This is a genomic window from Paenibacillus sp. E222, assembly GCF_013401555.1.
Taxonomy (GTDB): Bacteria; Bacillota; Bacilli; order Paenibacillales; family Paenibacillaceae; genus Paenibacillus.
Genome location: NZ_CP058552.1, coordinates 6,528,038 through 6,551,286, shown reverse-complemented (window position 1 = coordinate 6,551,286; position 23,249 = coordinate 6,528,038). Strand labels below are relative to the sequence as shown.

Genomic DNA, 23,249 nt, shown 5'->3' with positions numbered 1-23,249 from the left:
AAGGCTTAGAAGAATTGAAGCATTCTTTTAAGCCTTGTCTCTTGTTTAGCTTGTTTATTTGACCCATTATAAAATGAAAAAACCTCTCACCAGGAGAGGCTTGGCCCTTAAAGGCCCTTGGTTTTGTCATTGTTGTAGGATGAAGTGAGAATGCCTGTAAGGAAGAGAGCCAATACAATTGCAATAATCCAAAATGTCAGTGAAAATGACATACCATAGCACCTCCTGCACAATCTTTACTTCTATTATAACCATTATAAGAAGAAAAGGAATGCTTCTCTCCATCATTTGTAAAATAAAAAATGAGTAGGAACCGGTCGGAGGTTCCCGTCTGAAGGGTTATTCACAACCCGGTTGTTCACGATGAGTGAGGACGATCCGCCGCCATCCAGATTATAGGCGTCCACTACGCCAAGCTTGTACAACCTTCCTTGTAGCTCTTCCAGGGTGGCTCCGGAGCTGCCCCCTTCGTTATACCCGTCAACAACGATAATCAACAATTGATCGTCCTTGTAGTTGCCGATCACGGTACGTGGAGCCCGCTTGGGTGAGACTTTCCATTTGGCCGGAATGACCGCTTTTTGTCCATTCTGCAAGAGCACAGGCACAAATGTAGCTCCAAATTGTGGTTGTAAGCGATCCAGGGAACTTTTGTCGAAAAATTTTCCGCCTACCAGCTTACCGGCATGATCAAGACCTACAAAAAATAGATCCTTAAAGCTGGCCTGAAAACCATTCACATATTTGCCGTCCATAACGGTTGTACTCAATGGATACCGTTTGCCGCCGCTGTCGGCGAATCCTCCTGCGTTAATTCCGGCAATGGCACCGCTGCGCTTAACCGCCTGCATGGTTGTCTCAGATCGGCCTAGCTCGCTGTCCAGAGCCATCTTCATGGCCGTGGGATCTTTTAGCTTGATTTTCATCGCATAGCCCTTGTAGGTGCCTGGGTTAACCCTATAGAGTTCGAGCGTAAGTCGATCACTGTCTATCCGCTCAAACGGAACGCCCAGCTTGGATGTGATTCGTTGATTATAGATCGTTTCCGGGCGAGCGGCTTGAACCGTAGCCTTCTGCACAAGCGTCGTCATCGTGCTCGTTGTCTGCTTGTACAGCTGTGTTGTTCTTTTAATAGAAGAAGAAGTCTGAACAGCAGCTTCTTTTGCCCCTGCAAGCTCCTGGCTTATTGCCTGGGTCTGGGGTGTAATGGTCTCTTCAGCCAGACCGGAATCAATGAAATCTCCGGGTTCAAGCGGAGGACGAATCAGCAGCATGCATAACATCAATCCAACAAAAGGAGCAAGTGCAAGCATAAATAAACGATTAACCTTTTTTACAGGTGTAATCATTTGAGCAGGTCCATCTTTTTCTGGAGTGTCTCCAGTTGTTTTTTGACTTCGCTCAGCTGGGTATACAATTTGTTGCTGTTGTCGGTTTTATCGTTTGCATTATCCTTGGTGAAAGTCAGCAATTCATTAAAGGACTGCACCTGGCCCTGAAGGTCGGCTACTTCCTTGGATATCGTTGTTAGCTGCTTTTCGTAGTCGGCTTTGAGCGCTGCAATCTGCTGTTGATTATGGGTCTGAAGCTGATTAATCATCTGCTGCTGGAGGTGGTTACTATAATAGTAGGTTCCGAGTACTCCAAGTGCAATGAGAACAATCCACATGACCAGAAACAGCTTGACTGAAGATCCGGCCTTACCTTTGGCGCTCCGGGTGTGATGGATGTCAGAAGGTTGGACAGAAGGTTTCATATCATCACTCCTGGTTATTTATAGGTACAAAAAATTTTCCAGTCCTCATTCTATCACGCCCCTATTGATTACGCAAAAATGAAATTCTTTGAGTAATAGGATAAAAAGAGATTGCATCGGAAGGAAGTCCTAGGATACAATTTCTTATAGATGCAATAAGTAGGAACTTTGGGCAAGTTTTTCGACTTTTTTAGATAGAAATGCAGGAAATTTATACTATATTTTGATCTTTCTTCACTTGGGAAGACAAAAGTCCTGATGTGACGACAGCAAAATACAGTAGTAATAGAGCTGTTCTTACAGCTGCATCAAGTGTTTTTTCTATTTTTCGACATTATCCGACTTTTACTTCTTCTATACACGGACTGTCGCAAGGGTAGAGGCATCATCATGGCTGATGGTGGAAAAGGAATTTGTCCAATACATAACAGGGGGAACAACAATGAAAAAAGTATGGCAGGTGGTCATCGTAGATATCCACCCCACCAGCATGCTGGGTACGAAATTGATTTTGGAAGAACAGCAGGATCTGTTGGTACGGGGGATGACTTCGACTGGGTCCGAAGGTCTTGAACTGGTGAACATTCACCAGCCCGATCTGATTTTGATGGATTATCGGCTTCCTGAGGGCCAGGCGGATCAGTATATATCCCAAATGAAAAATCTGTCGGCTCATAGTCACATCATTATTCTAACGGACGAGGACAATGTAAAATTATTTCGTCATCTAATCAGTCTTGGTGCAAGTGGCATGCTGTCCAAACAGGCTTCCCCTAGCCAGCTGATTCATTTGATATCCGGGCTGCGTGAGGGATGTGTATCCATTCCTCTATCCTGGTTAGCCAGTTCGGAATGGGCTCAGCCCGTCGAATCTCCGGCAGAAGAACTTATTGTTGAATTAACAGAAACCGAAACTTTTATCATGGAAAGAATTGTTCAGGGCGTAACCTATGATAAAATAGCCAGTGAGATTAACGTTAGCAGACGTTCGATTGATAATTACCTGCGTAAAATATACGTCAAGCTGGATGTAAGCAGCAGGGCACAGGCGATTGAACGTTACGCTTTATATGCGAGGCAGACCAAAACCGTTTCCTGACGAGCATGGTTCCATAAATCCCTATGTACGATGACTTGTCATGTGTCCGGTCTGGTCATATTCAGTGTTCAACAGGAATAGGTTTTAGGGGCTACGGACTGCGAGCACAGTTCGGATTAGGGATGAAAGGGGAACGGACCGATGAAATATTTCTTCGCCTCCCGTACAAACAGGCTTTTGACATCACCGCTGAGGGACATTCGTGAGATGTCTGGCCGGGATTATTTCATTTCACTGGCAGAAGAACTGCCTGCGGAGGAGCTGTTTCCATTCAAACTGCTGGAAGAAGCAGCGGTGTCTGTATTTAGTTCCGGACCCTCCGCATTGCAGTATGGCGAGCCGGCAGGGTACAGACCGTTGAGAGAATGGCTGGACAACGATTGGAATGCTCGCAAGGGCATACGTACAGTCCCGGAGCAGATTCTATTGACCACAGGGACCCAGCAGGCCATCGATCTTGTGATGCGTTTGCTGCTTGAGCCTGGAGATTCCGTACTGGTCGAGCATCCTACCTCTCCAGGCTGTCTCGAGGTTCTGGAGATGCAAGGCGCCAAAATCGTACCCGTCACAGGCGATGGGGATGGCATTTTGCCCGACCTTTTGGAGCATCACATGCAGCAGGTTAGACCGAAGCTGCTTTTTGCTGCACCCAGTTTTTCCAATCCAACCGGCGTGTTGTGGAGTATGGAACGGCGTGAGGCTGTGCTTGATTTGTGTTCACGCTACGGAGTGCTGCTCGTGGAGGATGACTCCTATGGCGAACTTCATTTCGATGGACTGGAGCCGGGGGACTTCTACAGGAAGTATCCTTCCCTCTTTGCGCTGGATACAGCGGATCAGGGTGGACATGTTCTCTACATTGGGTCGTTTAGCAAAACGGTAGCACCTGCCCTGCGCACAGGTTGGGCTGCCGGACATCCGGCCTTGATCCAGGCTATGGCTTCAGTGAAACGGATAGCAGATGGACAGTCCAGTCCCATGAATCAGCGATTGTTGTATCAACTGCTCGCGCATTCTCCTTTTAAGTGGAGTGATCACCTCTCCATGCTGAACAAGGAGTATAAGACCAGGCTCAAGCTTATGCTCGAATTATTGAAGCGTCCGGGTTGGAAAGGGAGCCAATACAGCATTCCTGAAGGAGGAATGTATCTGTGGGTACAGCTGCCGGATGGATTGGACAGCGGAGCTCTGCTTAAAGCAGCTCTGTTAAAAGGGGTGTCCTTTCTTCCAGGTTCCCTCTGTTCTACGGGTGAACAGGATCATCGGTACATTCGATTAAACTTCAGCCATCCCGGCCGGGATGAGTTGCTTCTTGGCATGAATCTGATCAGTGAGTCCATAACAGAGTTTACAGCCCGGAGCTAAACCGGATATAGAAAAGAAAGAATGTATAGTCAAATTCATGCCTGGAACATTGGACAGCAGAAGTTCCAGGCATTGGATTTGGAAGCAAATAGGTTACCCCCAAAGTAATTACGTTATTGCATCCACTAACATTTTTATATATAATATGTATTAATGAGTTGTTGTTTTCTTTATATAAGCTGCATTCATTGCAAGTTCAGGAGAAGCACTCATATATTTTAACTAACGGGGGAACGAACATGTCTAACATTTTATTTGTCAAAGCAAACGACCGTCCTGCAGATCAAGCAGTCAGCGTACAATTGTACGATGCATTTTTGAGCGCATACAAAGAATCCCACCCTGGTGACACTGTTACCGAACTGGATCTCTACAATACAGATATTCCTTACTACGGCAACACTGTAATTACAGGTGGATACAAAGCCGCTAACGGTATCGAAGCAACTGCAGAAGAGCAAAAAGCAGCAGCACTTGCGGCACAATTGCAAGATCAATTCTTGGCAGCAGACAAAGTAGTATTTGCATTCCCACTGTGGAACTTCACTGTTCCAGCACCACTGGTGAACTACATTTCCTACCTGAGCCAAGCTGGCAAAATGTTCAAATACACTGCTGAAGGCCCTGTAGGTCTGGTAGGCGACAAAAAAGTGGCATTGTTGAACGCACGTGGCGGAGTTTACTCCGTAGAGCCTATGGCTTCCGCTGAAATGTCCGTGAAATATGTAACAAATGTACTGAACTTCTGGGGTATCCAAAACCCTGAACTGGTTATCGTTGAAGGCCACAATGCTTCACCTGACCGTTCCCAAGAGATCGTAGCAGCAGGTCTGAAATTGGCTTCCGAAGTAGCAGCAAGCTTCTAATAGCCAATATATAGAAACACGAAAAAGCCCATCATTTCCAATGGAGATGATGGGCTTTTCTACATGTGCATCTGCATTTGACATAAAGTTAAGCTGTCTGCTGCCTTAGTCATCCTTTGCATGAATCAGGTAGGGCTCCGCTACTTCCGCAATATGCTCCAGTTCAATATCTTTATCTTGAATGAGGGAAAAATCCATTTCTAGTTCATTTATACTCCGTTCAATCATATCATTATCCTCAAGCATGTGAGCATGCTCAGTCAGTGCCTGCACGCCCTTAACCGTCAGCACATATCGTCCACGGGATAACCGCTCGAACCAGCCATAATAATTTTTTTGTAAAATGGCCGCAGCAGAACCCACACTTGTCTGTTTACTGATGGAGGCGGGGGAGGCTTCTCCCTGAGCACGAAGGGCGGAAGCAACGCGTAATGCTTTTTCCCTGTAAGCGGTGACCAGCTGCCTGCGTGTGCTTCCTCCCGTATTGTAGTCACCACTGCGCTCGTCAAATTCCTTCAGCAATCGTTGCCGCCGGATACCGCCCTTACGTACACCGGTGCTGTTACCAGGCATATGAACTTGGGCAGCAGGTTCGCACAGTACATCAATCAGAGGTGATTTGGTTTTGTAGAACGTGACGGTGATAAGCCCCAGTCCAAGCTGTCTGCATAGGGTGGTCAATTCGCCCCAGCGCTGATTCACCGCACCACGCTTGCTGCGATTCCGCTCAACAGCCAGATACACGAAGGGGCTAAGCTTCAGGCGCTGCATTCCCTGCAGCAGCAGAGACAGATTAAATGTTTTTTTCATCTCCACAATGAGTGGTTCATTCTGATCCGATCTGACCCCAACCAGGTCACAATTTTTGACTTCAGCTTTCACGTCGTAGCCGCGTCGTTCGAAAAAAGCCTTTACAGGCGAATATAACTCGGTTTCATACTTTACTGCCATCGTTTCTGCTCCTTCCCTGAAGTGGCTCGTCTCTGGCCATCTATTGTTCCGTTTTCTGGATTTAGAACCTTCATTATATCATATCCGTTCTTTTTTTTCTGAGCGCACAAGATGTCTGATAGAACAGGGAAGGCCTCAAATTAAGACCTACGGATTGAAAAAAAAGAGGTCAACTTATCCGATTTGCCGCATAGGTATGTAATACACTTTTCACAACAATACATGATGTTTGGACAGAGGGTGGCGGGACTAATCCGGACCGCAAGATTGGTATTCAAGCACAAGCCGTAATTCTATTGATTTCTTCATACCATTCGGAATGGTTGACAATCACACTAAAGGAGCCATGGGAGGTACCAAGCATGAATATTTTTGAACGCGTTGCGGAACATCGGGCAGAAAGTGACCGTTTATCATGGAACGGGACATTTGAAGATTATATTGCACTGCTGAGAGAGGACCCGACTCCGGCAATGACGGCTCACGCACGAGTGTACCAGATGATTGAATCATTTGGCGTGGAAGAAGTTGGGGGGCACAAACGGTACAAGTTTTTTGAACAGGAGATTTTTGGGCTGGATCGGTCCATTGAAAAGCTGGTGGAAGAATATTTCCACTCGGCAGCGCGCCGTCTGGATGTTCGTAAACGGATTCTGCTGCTTATGGGTCCGGTCAGTGGAGGTAAATCCACACTGGTAACGCTGCTGAAACGTGGCCTTGAGCAATTTTCCCGTACAGAGAAGGGTGCTGTATACGCCATTGAAGGATGCCCAATGCATGAGGAGCCCCTGCATCTGATTCCGCTGGAGCTTCGTCCCGAAGTGGAAAAGGAGATCGGTGTCCGCATTGAGGGCAATCTTTGCCCATCCTGCCAGATGCGTCTTCGGACCGAATATGGCGGTGATATCAGCAAGGTGAGGGTAGAACGGGTCATTATTTCCGAGGATAACCGGGTGGGAATCGGAACATTCAGCCCATCTGATCCGAAATCCCAGGATATTGCCGATCTGACGGGAAGTATCGACTTCTCAACCATAACCGAATTCGGCTCCGAATCCGATCCGCGCGCCTATCGTTTTGACGGCGAATTGAACAAGGCCAACCGTGGATTGATGGAATTTCAGGAGATGCTGAAATGTGATGAGAAGTTTCTGTGGAACCTGTTATCGCTGACGCAGGAAGGTAATTTTAAAGCAGGCCGATTTGCCTTGATCAGTGCGGATGAAATGATTGTGGCGCATACGAATGAATCCGAGTACAAATCATTTATTTCCAACAAAAAGAATGAAGCCTTGCAATCCCGGATGATCGTCATGCCGATTCCCTACAACCTGAAGGTCTCCGAGGAAGAGAAGATTTACGGCAAGCTCATTCAGCAAAGTGATATGAAGCATGTCCATATTGCACCGCATGCCTTGCGGACTGCAGCCATTTTCTCCATACTTACCCGCTTGAAAGAAACGAAGAAACAAGGCATGGATCTGGTCAAAAAAATGCGGATGTATGACGGTGAAGAAGTTGAAGGGTACAAAGAAGCCGATCTGCGTGAGATGCAAAATGAATATTTGGATGAAGGCATGTCGGGCATTGATCCGCGTTATGTCATCAACCGGATATCCAGTGCTTTGATTAAGCAAAACCTTCAGTGCATTAACGCGTTGGATATTCTCCGGGCGATCAAGGATGGTTTGGATCAACATGCTTCGATTTCAAAAGAGGAACGCGAGCGTTATCTGAATTTTATTGCGTTGGCTCGGAAAGAGTATGATGAGCTGGCGAAGAAGGAAGTGCAGAAAGCATTTGTCTACTCGTTTGAAGAGTCGGCCAGAACACTGTTCGAAAATTACCTCGATAATATCGAGGCATTCTGCAACTGGTCCAAAATTCGTGATCCATTGACGGATGAGGAGATGGACCCGGATGAGCGCTTGATGCGTTCAATTGAGGAGCAGATCGGTATTTCCGAGAATGCCAAAAAGGCGTTCAGGGAAGAGATATTGATCCGCATCTCGGCTTATTCCCGCAAGGAACGGAAGTTCGAATACAGCAGTCATGATCGTTTGCGTGAAGCGATTGAAAAGAAATTGTTCGCTGACTTGAAGGATATTGTGAAGATTACTACTTCAACCAAGACACCAGATGCAACGCAGCTAAAACGAATGAACGAAGTAATTAAACGGTTGATCGAAGAACATGGCTATACCGCAGCCAGCGCGAATGAACTGCTCCGTTATGTGGGCAGTCTATTGAATCGCTAATCTGCAACGAACCATTCCGGATCAGGCTCCTGACGCCTGCTGTGAGGCTCCTTCACAGCAGGGTCAGGGGCCTTTTTATATCGTTAGATGCATATTAAGGACTAATAAACTGACAAAGAAGGTCAATTTCATGACAAATTAGTTCTAATGGTATATGTAAAATTAGGTCATTTAGTCTATAATCGGTAAACAGATATTTACAATTTATTATTTTTTGTGGTTATTAAGGAGCTGACAGAACTAGGTATGAGTATTGCTATAGCAAGACAACAACAACTTGATTATATTGGATTGACCGCCGGAGATCTGCAATTGCTTGCTGATCATCGACCTGCTTTTGAGAAAGTCGTTGACGAGGTGGTGGACCACTTCTACAATCATGTGGGAAATTATCCGAATTTGGTCGATCTGATTGCCCGCTTCTCCTCCATCGACCGTTTGAAGGAAACGCAAAAGCAATACTGGTTATCCATGACCGATGGTGTAGTTGATGATGCATACATTGAACAGCGCATTGCGATTGGACTCGTCCATTCCCGTATTGGTTTGTCCGAAGATTATTATCTGGGTACATATATGGTTTACCTCGATATTGCCACAAGCATATTTCAGCAAGTCATTCCTGAACATTGGCATCTGATCATCCAGGCCCTTAGTAAAATGTTCAACCTCGATTCACAGCTTGTATTGGAGGCTTACGAGAAGAAGGAAAAGGAAAAACTAAATCAACTCGCTGAAGATCAGCAGCATACGTTGCTGGCAATCACGCAGATTACCCAGCAGTTGACGGGCATGATTAGTGAATTGAATGAAAATGCTAAGGCGATCTCGGATGTGGCCAGGGAAACGGCTGCCTCTCAGGATCAGGCAAATGGATTATTGGAAGAGCTGACGAAGGAAATTCATCAGATTGGCAAAATGGGTGAGATCATTCGTGAAATCTCGGATCAGAGTCATCTCGTAGGCCTGAATGCCGCCATTGAAGCTGCACATGCAGGAGAATTTGGCCGGGGATTTGAGGTGGTTGCCAGTGAGGTTCGCAAGCTTGCGGCTAGTTCCCGTGAGGCCCAAGGCAAAATCCAGTCGAATCTGGCACAGATCATGAAGAAGCTGGGCAGTGTTCAACAGGAGTCGGAGCACATGGCTTCGGGAGCAAGGCGTCAGGCATCCCGTTCAGAAGAGCTTGCGGTTTTTGCTACCACTATGGAGAAACTGGCACTTGATCTAAGGAAATTGGATCATCAAGAATAGGCGGTAATATCGGCCGGAAGCTGTGATACCGTTTCTGGCTGTTTTAAGCTATAATGGGTAGACAAACCTGCCGATGTTATAGTGAATGCAGCCGGAGACAGGGGATTTGAAAGAGGTTGAGGTGATCAGGTGGCTTCTATCCATGATGTGGCCAAAGAGGCGGGCGTATCTGTTGCAACCGTTTCCAAAGTGCTGAACGATTATCCCGATGTAAGTGACAAAACTCGCAAAAAAGTCAATATAGCCATCGAACTATTAAAATATCAACCGAATGTTGTTGCACGTGGACTTGTAAAACGCCGTTCCTGGACGGTAGGTGTATTGTTGACGGTGCCTTTTACCAATCCGTTTGTATCGGAACTGCTGGAAGGAATCAAAACAGCACTGGAGAACAGCGGATACGATCTTGTTCGCTTATCTACACGTTTTGATGATCCAACATACTCCTTTATTAAACATTGCCGCAGCCGAAATGTGGATGGCGTTGTTGTATTCGGGGAAGGAAGAGAGAACAAGAGTATTCAGGAATTGGTTACTGCGGAGATTCCGACGATGTTTATTGACACCGACTTGTTTGGCAAGCGGGCAGGATACATAACGACGGACAATGCCAATGCCATTGCCATGAGTGTGAAGCATTTGCATGAACTGGGGCACCAGAAAATTGCTTATATTTCAGGTACACTTGGGCCTGCTGTAGCGAATCTTCGACTGGATGGATATCGGGAAGGCTTGCGAGTCTGCGGCATTCCATATTCAACGGTTTATCTGGAGGTCTGTGACTATTCTTTCGATGGTGGCAGTAAGGCAGCTCGCCGGTTGCTTGCATTGAAGGACCAGCCTACGGGGATTGTCTGTGCTTCAGACATGTCTGCCTTTGGAGCAATCCACGAAATTGAGAAGCATGGTTTACGGGTGCCGGAAGATATATCTGTTGTCGGATTTGATAACACGTACTATGCGGAAGTGTTCAAACCGGGCTTGACCACGATTAATCAAAATATTCATTCCATTGGGATCAAGTCCATTGAATATCTGATCGCCATGATTGAGAATCCTGCATACACTCCTCCAGTCGTTACGGAGCCATCCAATCTGGTGATTCGCCAAACGACTGCACCTGTGCAAGCGTAAAGGTCTTCAAACCAGCACAGCCTATCGGTTGTGCTTTTTTGGTATGCTATTTCATTTTAAGAAATAACGGATATCAGAAGTTATTGTGAATAGCTGGCAGGAAAAGCTGTTGACTTTTTGCAGTACAGACCTTAACAATAAAGGCAGAATAATACAAAATTTTATGTAATCGCTTTCTTTTTTTGCCGATGAATATATGGACACTGCAATTGTAATTCAATCGGAAGGGTGATGGGCATGCATCGTGTACTGCTGGTTGATGATGAAGTATACGCACGCAAAGGACTTCGAAAACTGATCCGCTGGGAAGCATGCGGCTTTGAAGTGGTTGGAGAGGCGAATGATGGGGATGAGGCTTGTACCCGGATCGAAGAGCTGCAGCCTGACGTTGTCATTACGGATATACGCATGCCGGAGACGGATGGACTGGAATTGATCCGGCGTACGGTTGAGCCTGATGGGCAGGTTCTAACCAAGGGCAAACAGCCGTATTTTATCATCGTGAGCGGATATAATGATTTTGCTTACGCCCAGCAGGCTGTGAGGTACGGAGTACAGGATTATATTTTGAAGCCAATTGATGAGATTGAACTGGAGGGTACTTTACACAAGCTGGCGGAGGAGTTGAATCGGCGCAAGCATGCTGAACAAACCCGACGTGAGCAGGAATACGTCAGATTACTTAATCAGTTTCTTTATGGCGAATCGGATTTGGAAACGGTTGAACAGTGGATTGAACTGACGGGTACCCGTGCTGACGATCCGCTGGCATATCTGCTGTTTGAGAATAACACGCCACATTTCCGGGTTTCGGATAATGCTCAAGAGGAGAGCGTGGAAGCCGGGAAGGGAGAAAATTTTGGCCGGATTGTGCAGTCTGTTCTTGAAAAGATGTATCCAAATCGCGCATATCTGCATGTAAAAGAGCACGGCGGACGTATCGGAGTTCTGTTAACTGCGGAACATCTACGTCCCTATTCAATGAATCTTCATGTGATTGCCGCACAAATGCAATCCTGCTTCGCCGAAACGAGCCATGACTTTGTAAGCATATATATCGGTAAGGTTTGTTATGAACCTTTACTCATTGGACATGCCTATCAGACCGCACTTAATGCTATTTCCTATAAATTTATTTCAGAGAAGAGCGGGATCGTCCTGTATGATGACATGCAGCATGAGCCTGTACAGTGGGTGCATACCGATCATGAAAAGGAGCAGGAGCTCCTGACACTTATGGAGGAACAACGTGTTAAGGCGTTGGAGCATGCAGTAGGTGAATGGTTCACCGGCATGAGAACTGCCAATTACGCTCCTGTTGCAGTGACGTCGGCAATCCATCAACTCATCTCGGCTGTACTATCGATTCTGAAGTCGGCTGAGGCGAATGTGAAAGAGATACCGTCGTTCAAACCAATACTGGCTTGGCAAGCGGAGCGAGGAACATTGGCTGAGGCCAGGCAGCTGTTGACGGTGTTCATGCTGGATTCAGCGCGGAAGTTGGCAGAACAGCGTCAGTACAATCACAGGGGTGCCATGACCAAAATCAAAAATTATATTGAAGCCAACTACAGAAGCAATATCAGTTTGAGAAGTATTGCCTCCGAGTTTTACATGAATCCAGTCTATTTGGGGCAACGCTTCCGCAAGGTGTATGGTGTGTATTTTAACGACTTCCTGCTTCAGCTGCGGATGGAGGAAGCCAAGAAGCTGCTGCGTCAGACGGATATGCGAGTATATGAAATCGCCGAGAGGGTTGGGTTCGGAAGCAGTGATTATTTTGCAACTCAATTTGAGAAAACGGAATCATGCGCTCCTACAGAATATCGAAATCGCATCATGGATGAAGGATAGGGAGATGAAAGCGTGAAGCTCAACTTTTTTAATAATATTCGGCTACGGGATAAAATGCTGATTTTATACCTCTTCTTTGTACTCGTACCCGTTATTCTCACCAATGTTATTTTCTATCAGGTAACTATAGCGAACGTAAAATCCCAGCGAATGGCCGATCTCTCCAAAGGAATGGAACAGATTCGCAGTCAATTTATGGGGGAGATTCGCAATGCGGCCGATTTTTCCTCAAGCTTTTATACAGACAGTATATTAAATGACATGCTGGATGTGAATTACACCAATCCGGTTCAGTATATCGAAGCCTACGATTCTTATCTTCGCAAAATCCTGAATACCTACTACTCCGGCTACCGCTCCCTCCAAGGCTTGACGATATATGTGGATAACAAAAGTGTACTGCCTTCCGGGGGAGTTGAGTTTCTGACCGAGGAGGTTCGACAGTCCGAGCCATACAGGCTGCTGGCAAACAGTGAACATTCCGCCCCCCTTCTGATGAGATCCGGTCCTGAAGGGAACCGGCAGACGTTCAGCATTTTACGTAAACTCAACTATTATGAAGCTCTGCCCGGGTGGAAGGAAAAGTTTGTACGACTGGATCTGAAGCCGTCGACGATTCGCCAGATTTTCACCAATCTTAACGTACAGGGCAACCTCTATCTGATTAATCCGGCTGGACAAATAGACTACTCGACGGATTCGGGTATCCCATGGACCAGTCAACTCGTGAATTATAGTGAGGTCATGGAACAACAAAGTAAGAAAGAGTTCGAAATGGCTTATCCGTTGTCCGGTGAAATGGAGGGATGGAACATCAATGGGGTGTTCGATGAATCCGAGATTTACAAGGAATTGGGCAAACCCAGTCACCTCGTCGTTGTACTGGCCTGTATTAATCTGATTCTGCCGACCTGGATCATTATCTGGATGACACGCACAATCCACGTGAGGCTGGCACGAATACTGAAACACATGGAAAAAGTGAAGCATCAGCGATTTGAACCGATCAGACAGCCGGAATCATCGGACGAGATTGGGCAGCTGACAGCCGAATTCAATCGCATGACGATGACGATCCATCGTTTGATTAACGACGTCTATGTAGCAGACATTCAACATAAAAATTTGGAGTTACAGCGGCGGCATGCCCAATTAAACGCATTGCAGAGCCAGATTAATCCGCATTTTTTGTTTAACGCGCTAGAGACCATCCGCATGCGAAGTCTCATGAAAGATGAAGATGAGACGGCACGAATTATTTATCATATGGCTAAAATTTTTCGGAATGCCCTAACCTGGAATCGGGATAAAGTCAGCATAAGGGAAGAATTGGAATATGTAACCTGCTTTCTTGAAATCCAGAAATATCGTTTCGGTCACAAGCTGAATTATACAATTGATCTGGACCCGGAGGCAGCGGATTGTTCCATTCCCAAGATGACATTGTTACCTTTTGTTGAAAATGCCAGCATTCATGGTATCGAACCACTGAAGGAAGGTGGGGAAATTCGGCTTTGTATTCGGCGAACCGGTACAGAACTGATCTGTGTGGTGGAGGATTCCGGGGCGGGTATGACAGAGGACAAAAGAAATCAGCTACTCTCTTACGTGGAAACGGAAGACTCAATGGGTGATCGCGTAGGTGTACAGAATGTCATCTATCGTCTGAAGCTGATCTACGATAGCCGGTTCCATATTCAGATCGATAGTGCAGCTAGGGCAGGCACACGTGTGGAAATTGGGTTACCCCTTGAAGATTCATCAAATGGCCAATGCATTATACATTCTAAGGCATAAACCTATAGTTTATCCGGTAAACAAAGTTCGTCATCCACCTTATAATGAAAGTGCTTACATTAGTGGAGGGAGAAGGAGGGTGCGTTCATATTGGTTAATCACATGCTGAAGCGCTGGCTGCCGGCAGTATTAGCTTTAACCATGGTGACGGCTTGTTCCTGGGGAGGAAGTGAGATTAAACCGGAAGCCGGAGCACGGGGAGACGGCAAAGTAAGCACAGAGAAAGTAACATTCTCGTATTTTAAAGCGGGTTCAGGCAAGGATATCAATACAAATGAAACCACAATCGGTAAAAAGCTGGAGGAACAAACGGGGGTTAATTTCAAAATTGAATACCTTGTGGGTGATATTAATACCAAAATCGGAACGATGATTGCGAGTAATAAATACCCGGATGTGATGGTGCCTGACGGGGCTATTGACAAAATCGTGGCTGCCGGTGCATTTATTCCTCTCAACGATCTGATTGATCAGTATGGCCCGAACATTAAACGGGTGTATGAGCCGTACTACAATCTGATGAAAGAGGAAGACGGCAACATTTATTTTCTGCCAATGAGCGCTGTAGTTGGAGACTATCTGCCTAATCCCAATGTGGATCAAGGGGCCTTCTGGATACAGCGGCGTGTATTGAAGGAGGCTGGATATCCAAAGATCACTACACTGGATGAATACATGGCTCTGATTAAACAATACGCTGACAAACACAACGATGAAGGATTGACTGGATTTCTGTCATTGACGTATGATGATAAATTTTTTACGATCACTAACCCGGCCATGCATCTTGCAGGTTATCCGAATGATGGAGCCATTATGGTGGATACGCAGACACAGGAAGCCAGGGATTATGGGATGACCGAAGAGACCAAACGCTGGATGCAGAAGCTGAATGAAATGAATTCATTGGGGCTGTTCGATAAGTCCTCCTTTGTCGACAACTATGACCAGTATCTTGCGAAAGTGACCAGTGGAAAAGTGCTTGGATTCTTTGATTATGCCTGGCAGGTCGGGCAGGAAATGAACGATTTGAAGGAAGCGGGCAACGACGATTTGCGTTATATGGCACTGCCTATTGTATACAACGCAAACACCAAGGATCAGTATACTGATCCACCAAGCTTTGTTAATAACAGGGGGGTTGGCATTACCGTAAGCGCGGAAGATCCGGTCCGTATCATTCAATTCTTCGATAACCTGTTAACGGATGAGAATCAGATTCTGTCCAATTGGGGGATCGAAGGAGAAACCTACGAAGTGGATGACAAGGGGCGGTTTACGCGCTCACCAGAAATGATCCGGAAAACGGACTCAGATGAGTTCCGACAATCATTCGGATTCAAATATTTTGAGTACAGCTGGCCGCGTTACGGTAATGGATCGACGCTGCCTGACGGTAATTCTGTCGGTGTAGAGCGTCAGCCCGAAGTTGCCCAATTCTCTTATACGGATGGAGATAAGCTTATTCTGGAAAAGTATGGTGTAGAGACGTTCTCCCAACTGTTTGCTGCGCCGGATGAACGTCCATGGTACCCGGCTTGGAGCATTGCTTTTGATCAAGGTTCCCCAGCCCATATCTATGGGCAGAAACGTACGGATTTACAAAAGAAATATATGCCTAAACTGGTCCTCTCCAGTCCAACTGAGTTTAACAAGGTCTGGGATGAATATGTGGAAGAATTCAATAAGCTCGATGTGAAGGGCTATGAGCAGACGATGACCAACGAAGTTCGCAAGAAGGCGAAACTGGTTCAAGGCGAATAAGGTATTCGAGGAAAGGATGAAGGGGGATATAAACGCCTCCAAGGTGCATAGTGAATGGGAATTTGGGGATTTTAAACATTCGTTTTATCTGGAAAAAAGTGTTGATTTTCAAGCCTGGGACGTTTAGACTATATACATCATATTAACGGGTTAAAGATGTATGACTTTGGCTTTATAACAAGTCGGTGGTCTCCAGACAAATGATGTGGAGGGAGTGCCTGTCATCCAGACAGCGCACTCGCTTTTTTTTACATTTTGCATACATACAAGGCATTTCCCGGTTGAAAGGACAAAGTGAGTGGATCACCTACATGGAACGTACAACTTAGAACTGGTTATTTTATCTTACATTATTGCAGCGTTGGCTTCTTATGCAGCGCTTGACCTTGCGGGCCGGGTAAGTCTGGCTAAAGGCATGTCCCGAAATGTCTGGCTTACCTGCGGCGCAGTCTCTATGGGTTTGGGAATTTGGTCCATGCATTTTGTGGGCATGCTGGCCTTTGTTCTTCCCATGCATGTGTCGTACTCCACAGATGAGGTCTTTCTATCCGTTCTGCTTGCAATCATTGCATCTGGTGTGGCGTTAAATCTTGCAGGTCAGCAGTCAGGTAAAATAAGTAGGCTCCTGATCGCAGGAGTTCTCATGACCGCAGGCATTAGCAGTATGCATTACATCGGAATGGCGGCCATGTCGGTTACCATCACATATGAACCAGGCATAGTGGTCTTATCCATCCTGATCGCAGCTTTAGCTTCATTTGCTGCCTTGTGGCTCATGTTTTTCTTCCGGCAGCATCAGTCACGTTATACATGGGTGTACAAGCTGGGCAGCGGACTCATTATGGGGCTGGGCATCTCGGGCATGCATTATACAGGGATGTCAGCAGCACAATTTCATCATGCACATGATGCAATGGCTGGTTCGGGGATGCAGATTGAACCTTCACTTCTCGCTTATCTGATCGCTGCGGGTACTTTTATTGCCTTGGGGTTGACCTTGTTCGGAATCTTTATTAATCAGCGCCTATCTCAGAAGGATCGCCGGATTCATGAAAATGAACAGTGGTATCAGGCCCTGTACGAAAACCATTCAGATGCCATTATTTCGGTAGATAAGCAAGGGGCTATCAAGGGAATTAATGCTGCAGTCACACGTATTACAGGGTACCCGGAAAGAGAGATCATTCATCGTTCTATTGATGAGATTTCACAGCATATTGATATTTATTGGACAAGTGAAATGCAGCATGTGGTGTGGGATGATGATAGCCGTGAGCAGCAGCATTTCATGGGCAAAATGAAAAACGTTCAAGGTAATCATCTTGACCTAAGTATCTCTGTAGTACCTGTTCTGATTGATGGTAAACATCAGGGAAGCCACATTCTGATCAAAGACGTCACCGAGGAGAAACAGGCTCAGGAGAGCATCCGCCATCAGGCTCTGCATGATCCGCTGACCGGGCTTCCCAATCGACGCAAGCTGGATGATGTGCTGGAGAGCACGATCGCGGCTTCTGGGGTAACAGGAAGTTCATTTGCGGTTATGGTGATGGATATCGACCGTTTCAAAATGATTAATGACTCCCTGGGACATTCCATTGGAGATGTGTTTCTTCGAGAAGTGAGCAGTAGAATTATGAGTGCAATCCAGGATTCAGACCCAAATGCGACGGATAATGTCATGCTTGCTCGTATGGGGGGCGATGAATTCACACTGGTTGTTACGAATGAGCAGGGGAATGAAGAACGGGTGGCCGAACTGGCAGAACGGATTGTTCGAGCGATTCAGCTACCTTATCGGTTAAAAGAAAACGACTTTTACGTCACAGCCAGTATTGGGATCGCGATGTATCCGTACCATGGAACTGGAGCGGATGCGTTGTTGAAGCATGCGGATTCGGCCATGTATGAAGTCAAGAAAAACGGCAAGAACGGTTTTCAGTTTTTTACGGCCCAACTGGATTCGGAGCTGTATGAACGAATAGAACTGGAAGGGTATTTGCGCAAAGCACTGGAACGGGATGAACTGGTCCTGTATTATCAACCTCAGATACGTACCGAAGACAGCCGTATGATTGGCGTAGAGGCCTTGATTCGCTGGAATCATCCGGACAAGGGTGTTCTGTCTCCAAATGTGTTCATTCCACTAGCTGAGGAGACAGGCTTGATCTATGAGATCGGGAACTGGACACTGCGTGAAGCGTGCAGACAGATGAAGCTTTGGCATGCCAGTGGCGGACCGCTCATTCCGGTATCCGTGAACTTGTCGAGTCAGCAGTTTCATCAATCCAACCTGGTGGAGCAGGTCAAAAACGCACTTACGGAGACGGGGCTCGATGCCCGCTATCTTGAATTGGAGATTACAGAGAGCATGATGATGGATGCATCCGTATCCACAGGTATTCTGAATGAACTTACAGCGCTTGGGGTCAAAATCAGCCTGGATGATTTCGGAACAGGATATAGCTCGCTGAGTTATTTGAAGCATTTTCCAATTCATAAGCTGAAGATTGATCGTTCGTTCGTGACGGATATTACGGAGAGCCGAAGTGACCAGGCCATTGTGGCCACGATCATATCGATGGCTCAGAATCTGAAGATGGAAGTGATCGCGGAAGGGATTGAGACGAAAGGGCAGCTGGATATTCTGATGCAAAATGATTGCCACGAAATTCAGGGATATTATTTCAGCCGTCCATTGCCAGCAAGCGAAGTGGAGCATGACTTTTTTGTGCCGCTGCGGCTGCATGGAGCTCCGTCGATTCTCTAAGTTCACTAAAATGCCAAGCGGCAAGTCCCCGCCATATGTCAGGGACTTGCCGCTTTTTTTGTATTCTTAGGTTAAAAACTTGCGGTGGTGCTTCTTGCCATCATAGGTGAACCAGATCGGTTTATCTTCCACCCGTGTTTCCACATGAACGGTACGCCCCCAAAGGCGGTACAGATAAGGAAGGGTCCGTTCCATATATTTCAGATCCAGCTCGATACCCTCATATTGATGCTTGAGCACGAGTTCTCCTGTGCGCAGGTAATCGGCGTCCTGAACGACGAGGTACGGAGAACCACCGTTGATGCGTGAAAATACAAGCTGATCCCGTATGTTTTGCCAGGACTTGTCGGTAATTTTCCAGTCCGGGCCCTTTTTCTCGAATACATAGAGGTCGAGGTCTTCGGTTAATTGTTTGGTCATGTAATTGCGGATAAAGGAGGTATCAGAATCGAATTCGCGCACCTCAAACATTTTGGCACGACCCTGCCCAGGTTGACGCCCAAAACGTTCTCTTTCTTCCCGGGAAGGGTTATCCCAGCGACGTTCAATATCTTCGAATATTTTCAGCCCTAAATAGTAGGGATTCAAACTTTGCTTGGATGGCTGCACGACGGAAGAGTTCAGTTTGGCAAATTCAATCGTATCCTCACTGTTCAGATCCAGCTCCCGTATAATACGTTGATGCCAGTAGGAAGCCCAGCCTTCATTCATAATCTTCGTTTCCATCTGCGGCCAGAAATAGAGCATTTCCTCACGCATCATACTCATAATATCCCGCTGCCAATCGGTCAACACTTCAGAGAATTCCTGGATAAACCACATAATATCCTTTTCCGGTTCTGGCGGGAAGTGATGCACCTGTATTCCCTCCGCAGGTGTTTCCTCGGTCTGGATATCATCAAGAGACCACAAGTCATCATAGCGACCTTCCGGCCGTGGCGTTTTCTCTCCACGCTGCTCCCGCATTTTCATCTCCATATAACGTTGTTTGTCCAAATGACGGGGTTTGATCAACTGTGGATCGACATGTTCCTGAATCGCAATAACGGCATCAATGAATGCTTCAACGGCCTCTGTACCATATTCCATCTCATAGTTGCTGATCCGGTCAGCGGTGGCTGCCATGCTCTCCACCATATTGCGATTCGACTTGGAGAAGCGAGCATTGTTTTTGAAAAAATCGCAGTGAGCCAGCACGTGTGCGACAATAAGCTTGTTCTGGATCAGCGAGTTACCATCCAGCAGGAAGGCGTAACAAGGGTTGGAATTGATGACGAGCTCATAAATTTTACTGAGTCCAAAATCATATTGCATCTTCATTTTATGAAAAGTCTTCCCGAAGCTCCAGTGGCTGAACCGGGTCGGCATACCATACGCGCCAAAGGTATAGATGATATCGGCAGGGCATATTTCATAACGCATCGGATAATAATCCAGGCCGAATCCATCGGCTACTTCCATAATCTCGGCAATGGCGTATTCAAGGTCGCGGATTTCATCTGTCATCTTACGATGCCTCCTTCCCGCTTCTGGAAAAAGCTGCGCAAAGCTTTGTACACTTCGCCTTTTTCTTTGATCACATAATACATGAACTGATCGATCTTGATATGACGATAGGCGGACATGAGTGTGCTGCTGCGGTTGTACTGATTCACCTCGCCATAGCCAAACATGTTGCTGCGCTTCATCAGCTCACCAATCAGCTTGACACACCGCTCGTTATCCGAGGTCAGGTTATCCCCGTCCGAGAAGTGGAAAGGGTAGATGTTGTAGCTGGAAGGCGGATAACGGCTATCGATAATTTCCAGTGCCTTCATATATACAGAGGAGCAGATGGTGCCTCCGCTTTCGCCGCGGGTGAAGAATTCCTCCTCGGTTACTTCCTTGGCTTCGGTATGATGGGCGAGGAAAACAATCTCGACCTTCTCATACTGACGGCGGAGGAAACGGGTCATCCAGAAGAAAAAGCTGCGTGCGCAATATTTCTCAAAGGAGCCCATAGACCCGGAAGTGTCCATCATGGCGATAATGACTGCATTGGACTGTGGAATGATTTTATCTTCCCACGTCTTGTAACGCAGATCATCGGGACTGATATGGTGAATACCCGGATTGCCGGTAGTGGCGTTGCGGCGCAAGTTCTCCAATATGGTGCGTTTCTTGTCAATATTGGATTGCATGCCTTTTTTGCGAATATCGTTGAATACCACTGTATGTGTCTCAATCTGATCCTTGTCTTTTTGCTTGAGATCCGGAAGCTCCAGTTCCGCAAAAAGCATATCTTCCAATTCCTCGATGCTCACCTCGGCTTCAACAATATCATGCCCTGGTTGATCTCCGGCCTTTTCACCTTTGCCCGGCTTCTTCGAAGCGGGATCACGACCGATGACATCCCCGACCTGACTATCACCGTCTCCCTGCCCCACATGTTTTTGCTTTTGGTAGTTATACACAAAACGGTACTCATCCAGACTGCGGATTGGTACCTTAATGATTTGTTGTCCGTCGGACATAATGATGTTTTCTTCAGTAATCAAATCAGGCAGATTCTGCTTGATGACATCTTTAACCTTTTGCTGATGGCGTTGCTGGTCCTGGTACCCTTTGCGGTGAAGCGACCAATCTTCCCGGGATACGACGAACGAGTAAGGCTGGTGTGAATTTGACATGTAGGCACCCCCCATTGATTACGCGGCACAGTTTGGCCTGTCGGTAATTAAGTATATTCACGGGCGGGGACGATATGTGATGCATGAGTAGATAAAATGATACAATTACGCGAGTTTCCCTTCCGGGATCAACTAAAATTGTACAGATCGTCCGGAACTTTTTTACAGAAACGATGAACAAGCGTGACGAACTTCCTTTACAATAGGGACAAGGTGTTTACTTGGCATCTCTCAGAGAGGGATGTGTGCAAAGGAAGGATACCATTTGGATAAACGGGCAGTTAAGGCATGGATTATGTATGATTGGGCCAACTCGGCTTATGCGACGACGGTACTTGCAGCCGTTCTTCCCGTCTTCTACGCTTCCGTTGCTGCAGCTACACTGGATACAGATACCGCCGCATCCTATCTGGCATACACCCATTCCATCGGGATGTTATGTGTAGCGCTGCTGACTCCTTTGCTGGGGACATTAGCGGATTTATCGGGACGTAAAGGTGATTTTCTGCGAGTATTCTCCATCATTGGCATCGTTGCAACACTCGGATTCAGCTTCATTGGAGAGGGAGACTGGCTGCTCGCTTCTGCACTGCTGGTTATTTCGACGATCGGTTTTGCGGGTGGTAACACGTTCTATGATGCAATGCTGCCTGATCTGGTATCAGCTGATCGAAGAGATATGGTCTCCTCCAAAGGCTATGCCTATGGTTATATTGGTGGGGGATTGCTGCTTGCGGTCAATATGCTGATGATTCAGCAGCCTGGGTGGTTTGGGATGGGAAGTACACTTGCGGGAACAAGACTTGCTTTCATCTCCGTTGCATTGTGGTGGCTGTTGTTCTCCATTCCGTTATTTCGCCATGCGCCGCGCCGTCCAGCAGCACCGGATATGCCCAAGTCATGGAAAGCATATGCCGGTGTGGGTGTACGCAGACTTGGCCAAACCTTTCGCCAGATCCGGCGTTTTCCCCAGTTGATGCGCATGCTGGTTGCTTTCTGGTTTTTCAATGACGGCATTAACACGATTATCCTGATGGCGACGATCTATGGAACAAGCATTGGGATCGGAACAGCAGATCTAATGCTGGCCTTGTTGTTAACCCAATTTATCGGGTTCCCTTGCACATTGCTGCTGGGGGCATGGGCACAGCGTTGGGGCGCGAAGCAGGTGTTGATGGTAAGCTTGTCCATTTACATATGCATCGTCATCTTGGGGTATTTTATGACATCAGCCATCCATTTTTATCTGCTCGCTGGCCTGGTTGGCGTAGTGCAGGGAGTAAGTCAATCGACAGCGCGCTCCTTGTTCAGTAACTTGATGCCTGCTGGCAGAACTGGAGAATATTTTGGATTTGTGAATATTACAGGCAAATTTTCTTCCATTTTTGGGCCGTTCGTATTTGGTTGGGTGGGCCAATTAACAGGGTCAACCCGGTGGGGAATTCTGTCTCTAATTTTCTTTTTTGCAGCCGGGATTGCCGTGTTATTGACGGTTAAAGTGCAGCAGGGCATGTCGGATGCGATTCAGGTAGATCAGGAAGAAGAGCAGCAGGGCTGGAAGCATCATCCCATTTCGGGGAAAGGCTCAGAGGCAAGATCAACTGGATGAGTGGTTATTAACTTTTATAACTAATGTTCATTATTAATAATAGTAGCTCCGTGGGCCTGTTTATTCATAAACTGCTCTGGAGCTTTTTCCTGTTTATGCAACAGTT

At 46.7% G+C, this 23,249-nt stretch carries 16 protein-coding genes; 11 read left to right on the top strand and 5 right to left on the bottom strand.

Annotation, left to right across the window (positions count from 1 at the left end; all coding sequences use genetic code 11):
- Nucleotides 1-284: 284 nt before the first annotated feature.
- Both HW560_RS28980 and HW560_RS28975 read right to left on the bottom strand, forming a co-directional pair.
- Nucleotides 285-1,349, bottom strand: a complete 1,065-nt coding sequence (locus tag HW560_RS28980; RefSeq protein WP_179265303.1) for a phosphodiester glycosidase family protein — start codon at nt 1,347-1,349, stop codon at nt 285-287.
- Nucleotides 1,346-1,756: a hypothetical protein gene (locus HW560_RS28975; protein WP_063564256.1), complete on the bottom strand. Its 411-nt coding sequence runs from the start codon at nt 1,754-1,756 to the stop codon at nt 1,346-1,348. Before HW560_RS28975 ends, HW560_RS28980 begins: the two co-directional genes overlap by 4 nt.
- A gap of 442 nt (nt 1,757-2,198) precedes the next feature.
- Here HW560_RS28975 and HW560_RS28970 point away from each other — a divergent pair, with 442 nt between their 5' ends.
- From HW560_RS28970 to HW560_RS28960, 3 genes are all read left to right on the top strand, one after another.
- Entirely contained in the window at nt 2,199-2,855 is a 657-nt protein-coding gene (locus HW560_RS28970; RefSeq protein ID WP_090895259.1) for a response regulator transcription factor, read from the top strand.
- Between the two features lie 141 nt (nt 2,856-2,996).
- Nucleotides 2,997-4,220 carry an aminotransferase-like domain-containing protein gene (locus HW560_RS28965; RefSeq protein WP_090895262.1) on the top strand — a complete coding sequence of 408 codons (1,224 nt, stop codon included), beginning with the start codon at nt 2,997-2,999 and terminating at the stop codon, nt 4,218-4,220.
- Nucleotides 4,221-4,459: 239 nt separating this feature from the next.
- Nucleotides 4,460-5,086: an FMN-dependent NADH-azoreductase gene (locus HW560_RS28960; protein WP_063564259.1), complete on the top strand. Its 627-nt coding sequence runs from the start codon at nt 4,460-4,462 to the stop codon at nt 5,084-5,086.
- 105 nt (nt 5,087-5,191) lie between these two features.
- Here HW560_RS28960 and HW560_RS28955 read toward each other — a convergent pair whose 3' ends face one another.
- Nucleotides 5,192-6,037, bottom strand: coding sequence for a DUF2161 domain-containing phosphodiesterase (locus tag HW560_RS28955; RefSeq protein ID WP_090895265.1), 846 nt, complete (start codon nt 6,035-6,037; stop codon nt 5,192-5,194).
- 362 nt (nt 6,038-6,399) lie between these two features.
- On the opposite strand from HW560_RS28955, the gene HW560_RS28950 reads away from it, so the two are divergent.
- The 7 genes from HW560_RS28950 to HW560_RS28920 all read left to right on the top strand — a co-directional run bounded on the left by HW560_RS28950 (nt 6,400) and on the right by HW560_RS28920 (nt 18,865).
- A complete protein-coding gene (locus HW560_RS28950; protein WP_090895267.1) occupies nt 6,400-8,295 on the top strand; it encodes a PrkA family serine protein kinase in 1,896 nt (631 codons plus the stop codon).
- Nucleotides 8,296-8,541: 246 nt separating this feature from the next.
- A complete protein-coding gene (locus HW560_RS28945; protein WP_179265302.1) occupies nt 8,542-9,546 on the top strand; it encodes a globin-coupled sensor protein in 1,005 nt (334 codons plus the stop codon).
- Between the two features lie 129 nt (nt 9,547-9,675).
- Nucleotides 9,676-10,680: a LacI family DNA-binding transcriptional regulator gene (locus HW560_RS28940; protein WP_090895271.1), complete on the top strand. Its 1,005-nt coding sequence runs from the start codon at nt 9,676-9,678 to the stop codon at nt 10,678-10,680.
- 237 nt (nt 10,681-10,917) lie between these two features.
- The gene (locus HW560_RS28935; protein WP_179265301.1) at nt 10,918-12,534 is read left to right on the top strand and encodes a response regulator; all 1,617 of its coding nucleotides are present in this window, start codon (nt 10,918-10,920) and stop codon (nt 12,532-12,534) included.
- A 12-nt stretch (nt 12,535-12,546) separates the two neighbouring features.
- Nucleotides 12,547-14,331 (top strand): sensor histidine kinase, encoded by a 1,785-nt coding sequence (locus HW560_RS28930; protein WP_306459222.1) that lies wholly within the window; start codon nt 12,547-12,549, stop codon nt 14,329-14,331.
- A gap of 102 nt (nt 14,332-14,433) precedes the next feature.
- A complete protein-coding gene (locus HW560_RS28925; RefSeq protein WP_179265939.1) occupies nt 14,434-16,095 on the top strand; it encodes an ABC transporter substrate-binding protein in 1,662 nt (553 codons plus the stop codon).
- A 298-nt stretch (nt 16,096-16,393) separates the two neighbouring features.
- Complete coding sequence (locus HW560_RS28920) at nt 16,394-18,865, top strand: bifunctional diguanylate cyclase/phosphodiesterase (RefSeq protein WP_179265300.1); 2,472 nt, start codon at nt 16,394-16,396, stop codon at nt 18,863-18,865.
- A gap of 66 nt (nt 18,866-18,931) precedes the next feature.
- On the opposite strand, the gene HW560_RS28915 is transcribed toward HW560_RS28920, so the two are convergent.
- Nucleotides 18,932-20,371, bottom strand: coding sequence for a SpoVR family protein (locus HW560_RS28915; RefSeq protein WP_090895280.1), 1,440 nt, complete (start codon nt 20,369-20,371; stop codon nt 18,932-18,934).
- Nucleotides 20,368-21,534, bottom strand: a complete 1,167-nt coding sequence (gene yhbH, locus HW560_RS28910; protein ID WP_179265299.1) for a sporulation protein YhbH — start codon at nt 21,532-21,534, stop codon at nt 20,368-20,370. The genes HW560_RS28915 and yhbH overlap by 4 nt, the downstream gene beginning before the upstream one ends.
- 265 nt (nt 21,535-21,799) lie before the next feature.
- Between yhbH and HW560_RS28905 the strand changes: the two genes are divergently transcribed.
- On the top strand, nt 21,800-23,143 hold the full coding sequence (locus tag HW560_RS28905) for an MFS transporter (protein ID WP_090895285.1): 1,344 nt from the start codon (nt 21,800-21,802) through the stop codon (nt 23,141-23,143).
- The last annotated feature ends 106 nt before the right edge of the window (nt 23,144-23,249 follow it).

What these genes read in the sequence shown, in the direction of transcription:
- HW560_RS28980 (WP_179265303.1), bottom strand. Translation starts at nt 1,349, where the DNA reads ATGATTACACCTGTAAAAAAGGTTAATCGTTTATTTATGCTTGCACTT.
- HW560_RS28975 (WP_063564256.1), bottom strand. Translation starts at nt 1,756, where the DNA reads ATGAAACCTTCTGTCCAACCTTCTGACATCCATCACACCCGGAGCGCC.
- HW560_RS28970 (WP_090895259.1), top strand. Translation starts at nt 2,199, where the DNA reads ATGAAAAAAGTATGGCAGGTGGTCATCGTAGATATCCACCCCACCAGC.
- HW560_RS28965 (WP_090895262.1), top strand. Translation starts at nt 2,997, where the DNA reads ATGAAATATTTCTTCGCCTCCCGTACAAACAGGCTTTTGACATCACCG.
- HW560_RS28960 (WP_063564259.1), top strand. Translation starts at nt 4,460, where the DNA reads ATGTCTAACATTTTATTTGTCAAAGCAAACGACCGTCCTGCAGATCAA.
- HW560_RS28955 (WP_090895265.1), bottom strand. Translation starts at nt 6,037, where the DNA reads ATGGCAGTAAAGTATGAAACCGAGTTATATTCGCCTGTAAAGGCTTTT.
- HW560_RS28950 (WP_090895267.1), top strand. Translation starts at nt 6,400, where the DNA reads ATGAATATTTTTGAACGCGTTGCGGAACATCGGGCAGAAAGTGACCGT.
- HW560_RS28945 (WP_179265302.1), top strand. Translation starts at nt 8,542, where the DNA reads ATGAGTATTGCTATAGCAAGACAACAACAACTTGATTATATTGGATTG.
- HW560_RS28935 (WP_179265301.1), top strand. Translation starts at nt 10,918, where the DNA reads ATGCATCGTGTACTGCTGGTTGATGATGAAGTATACGCACGCAAAGGA.
- HW560_RS28925 (WP_179265939.1), top strand. Translation starts at nt 14,434, where the DNA reads ATGCTGAAGCGCTGGCTGCCGGCAGTATTAGCTTTAACCATGGTGACG.
- HW560_RS28915 (WP_090895280.1), bottom strand. Translation starts at nt 20,371, where the DNA reads ATGACAGATGAAATCCGCGACCTTGAATACGCCATTGCCGAGATTATG.
- yhbH (WP_179265299.1), bottom strand. Translation starts at nt 21,534, where the DNA reads ATGTCAAATTCACACCAGCCTTACTCGTTCGTCGTATCCCGGGAAGAT.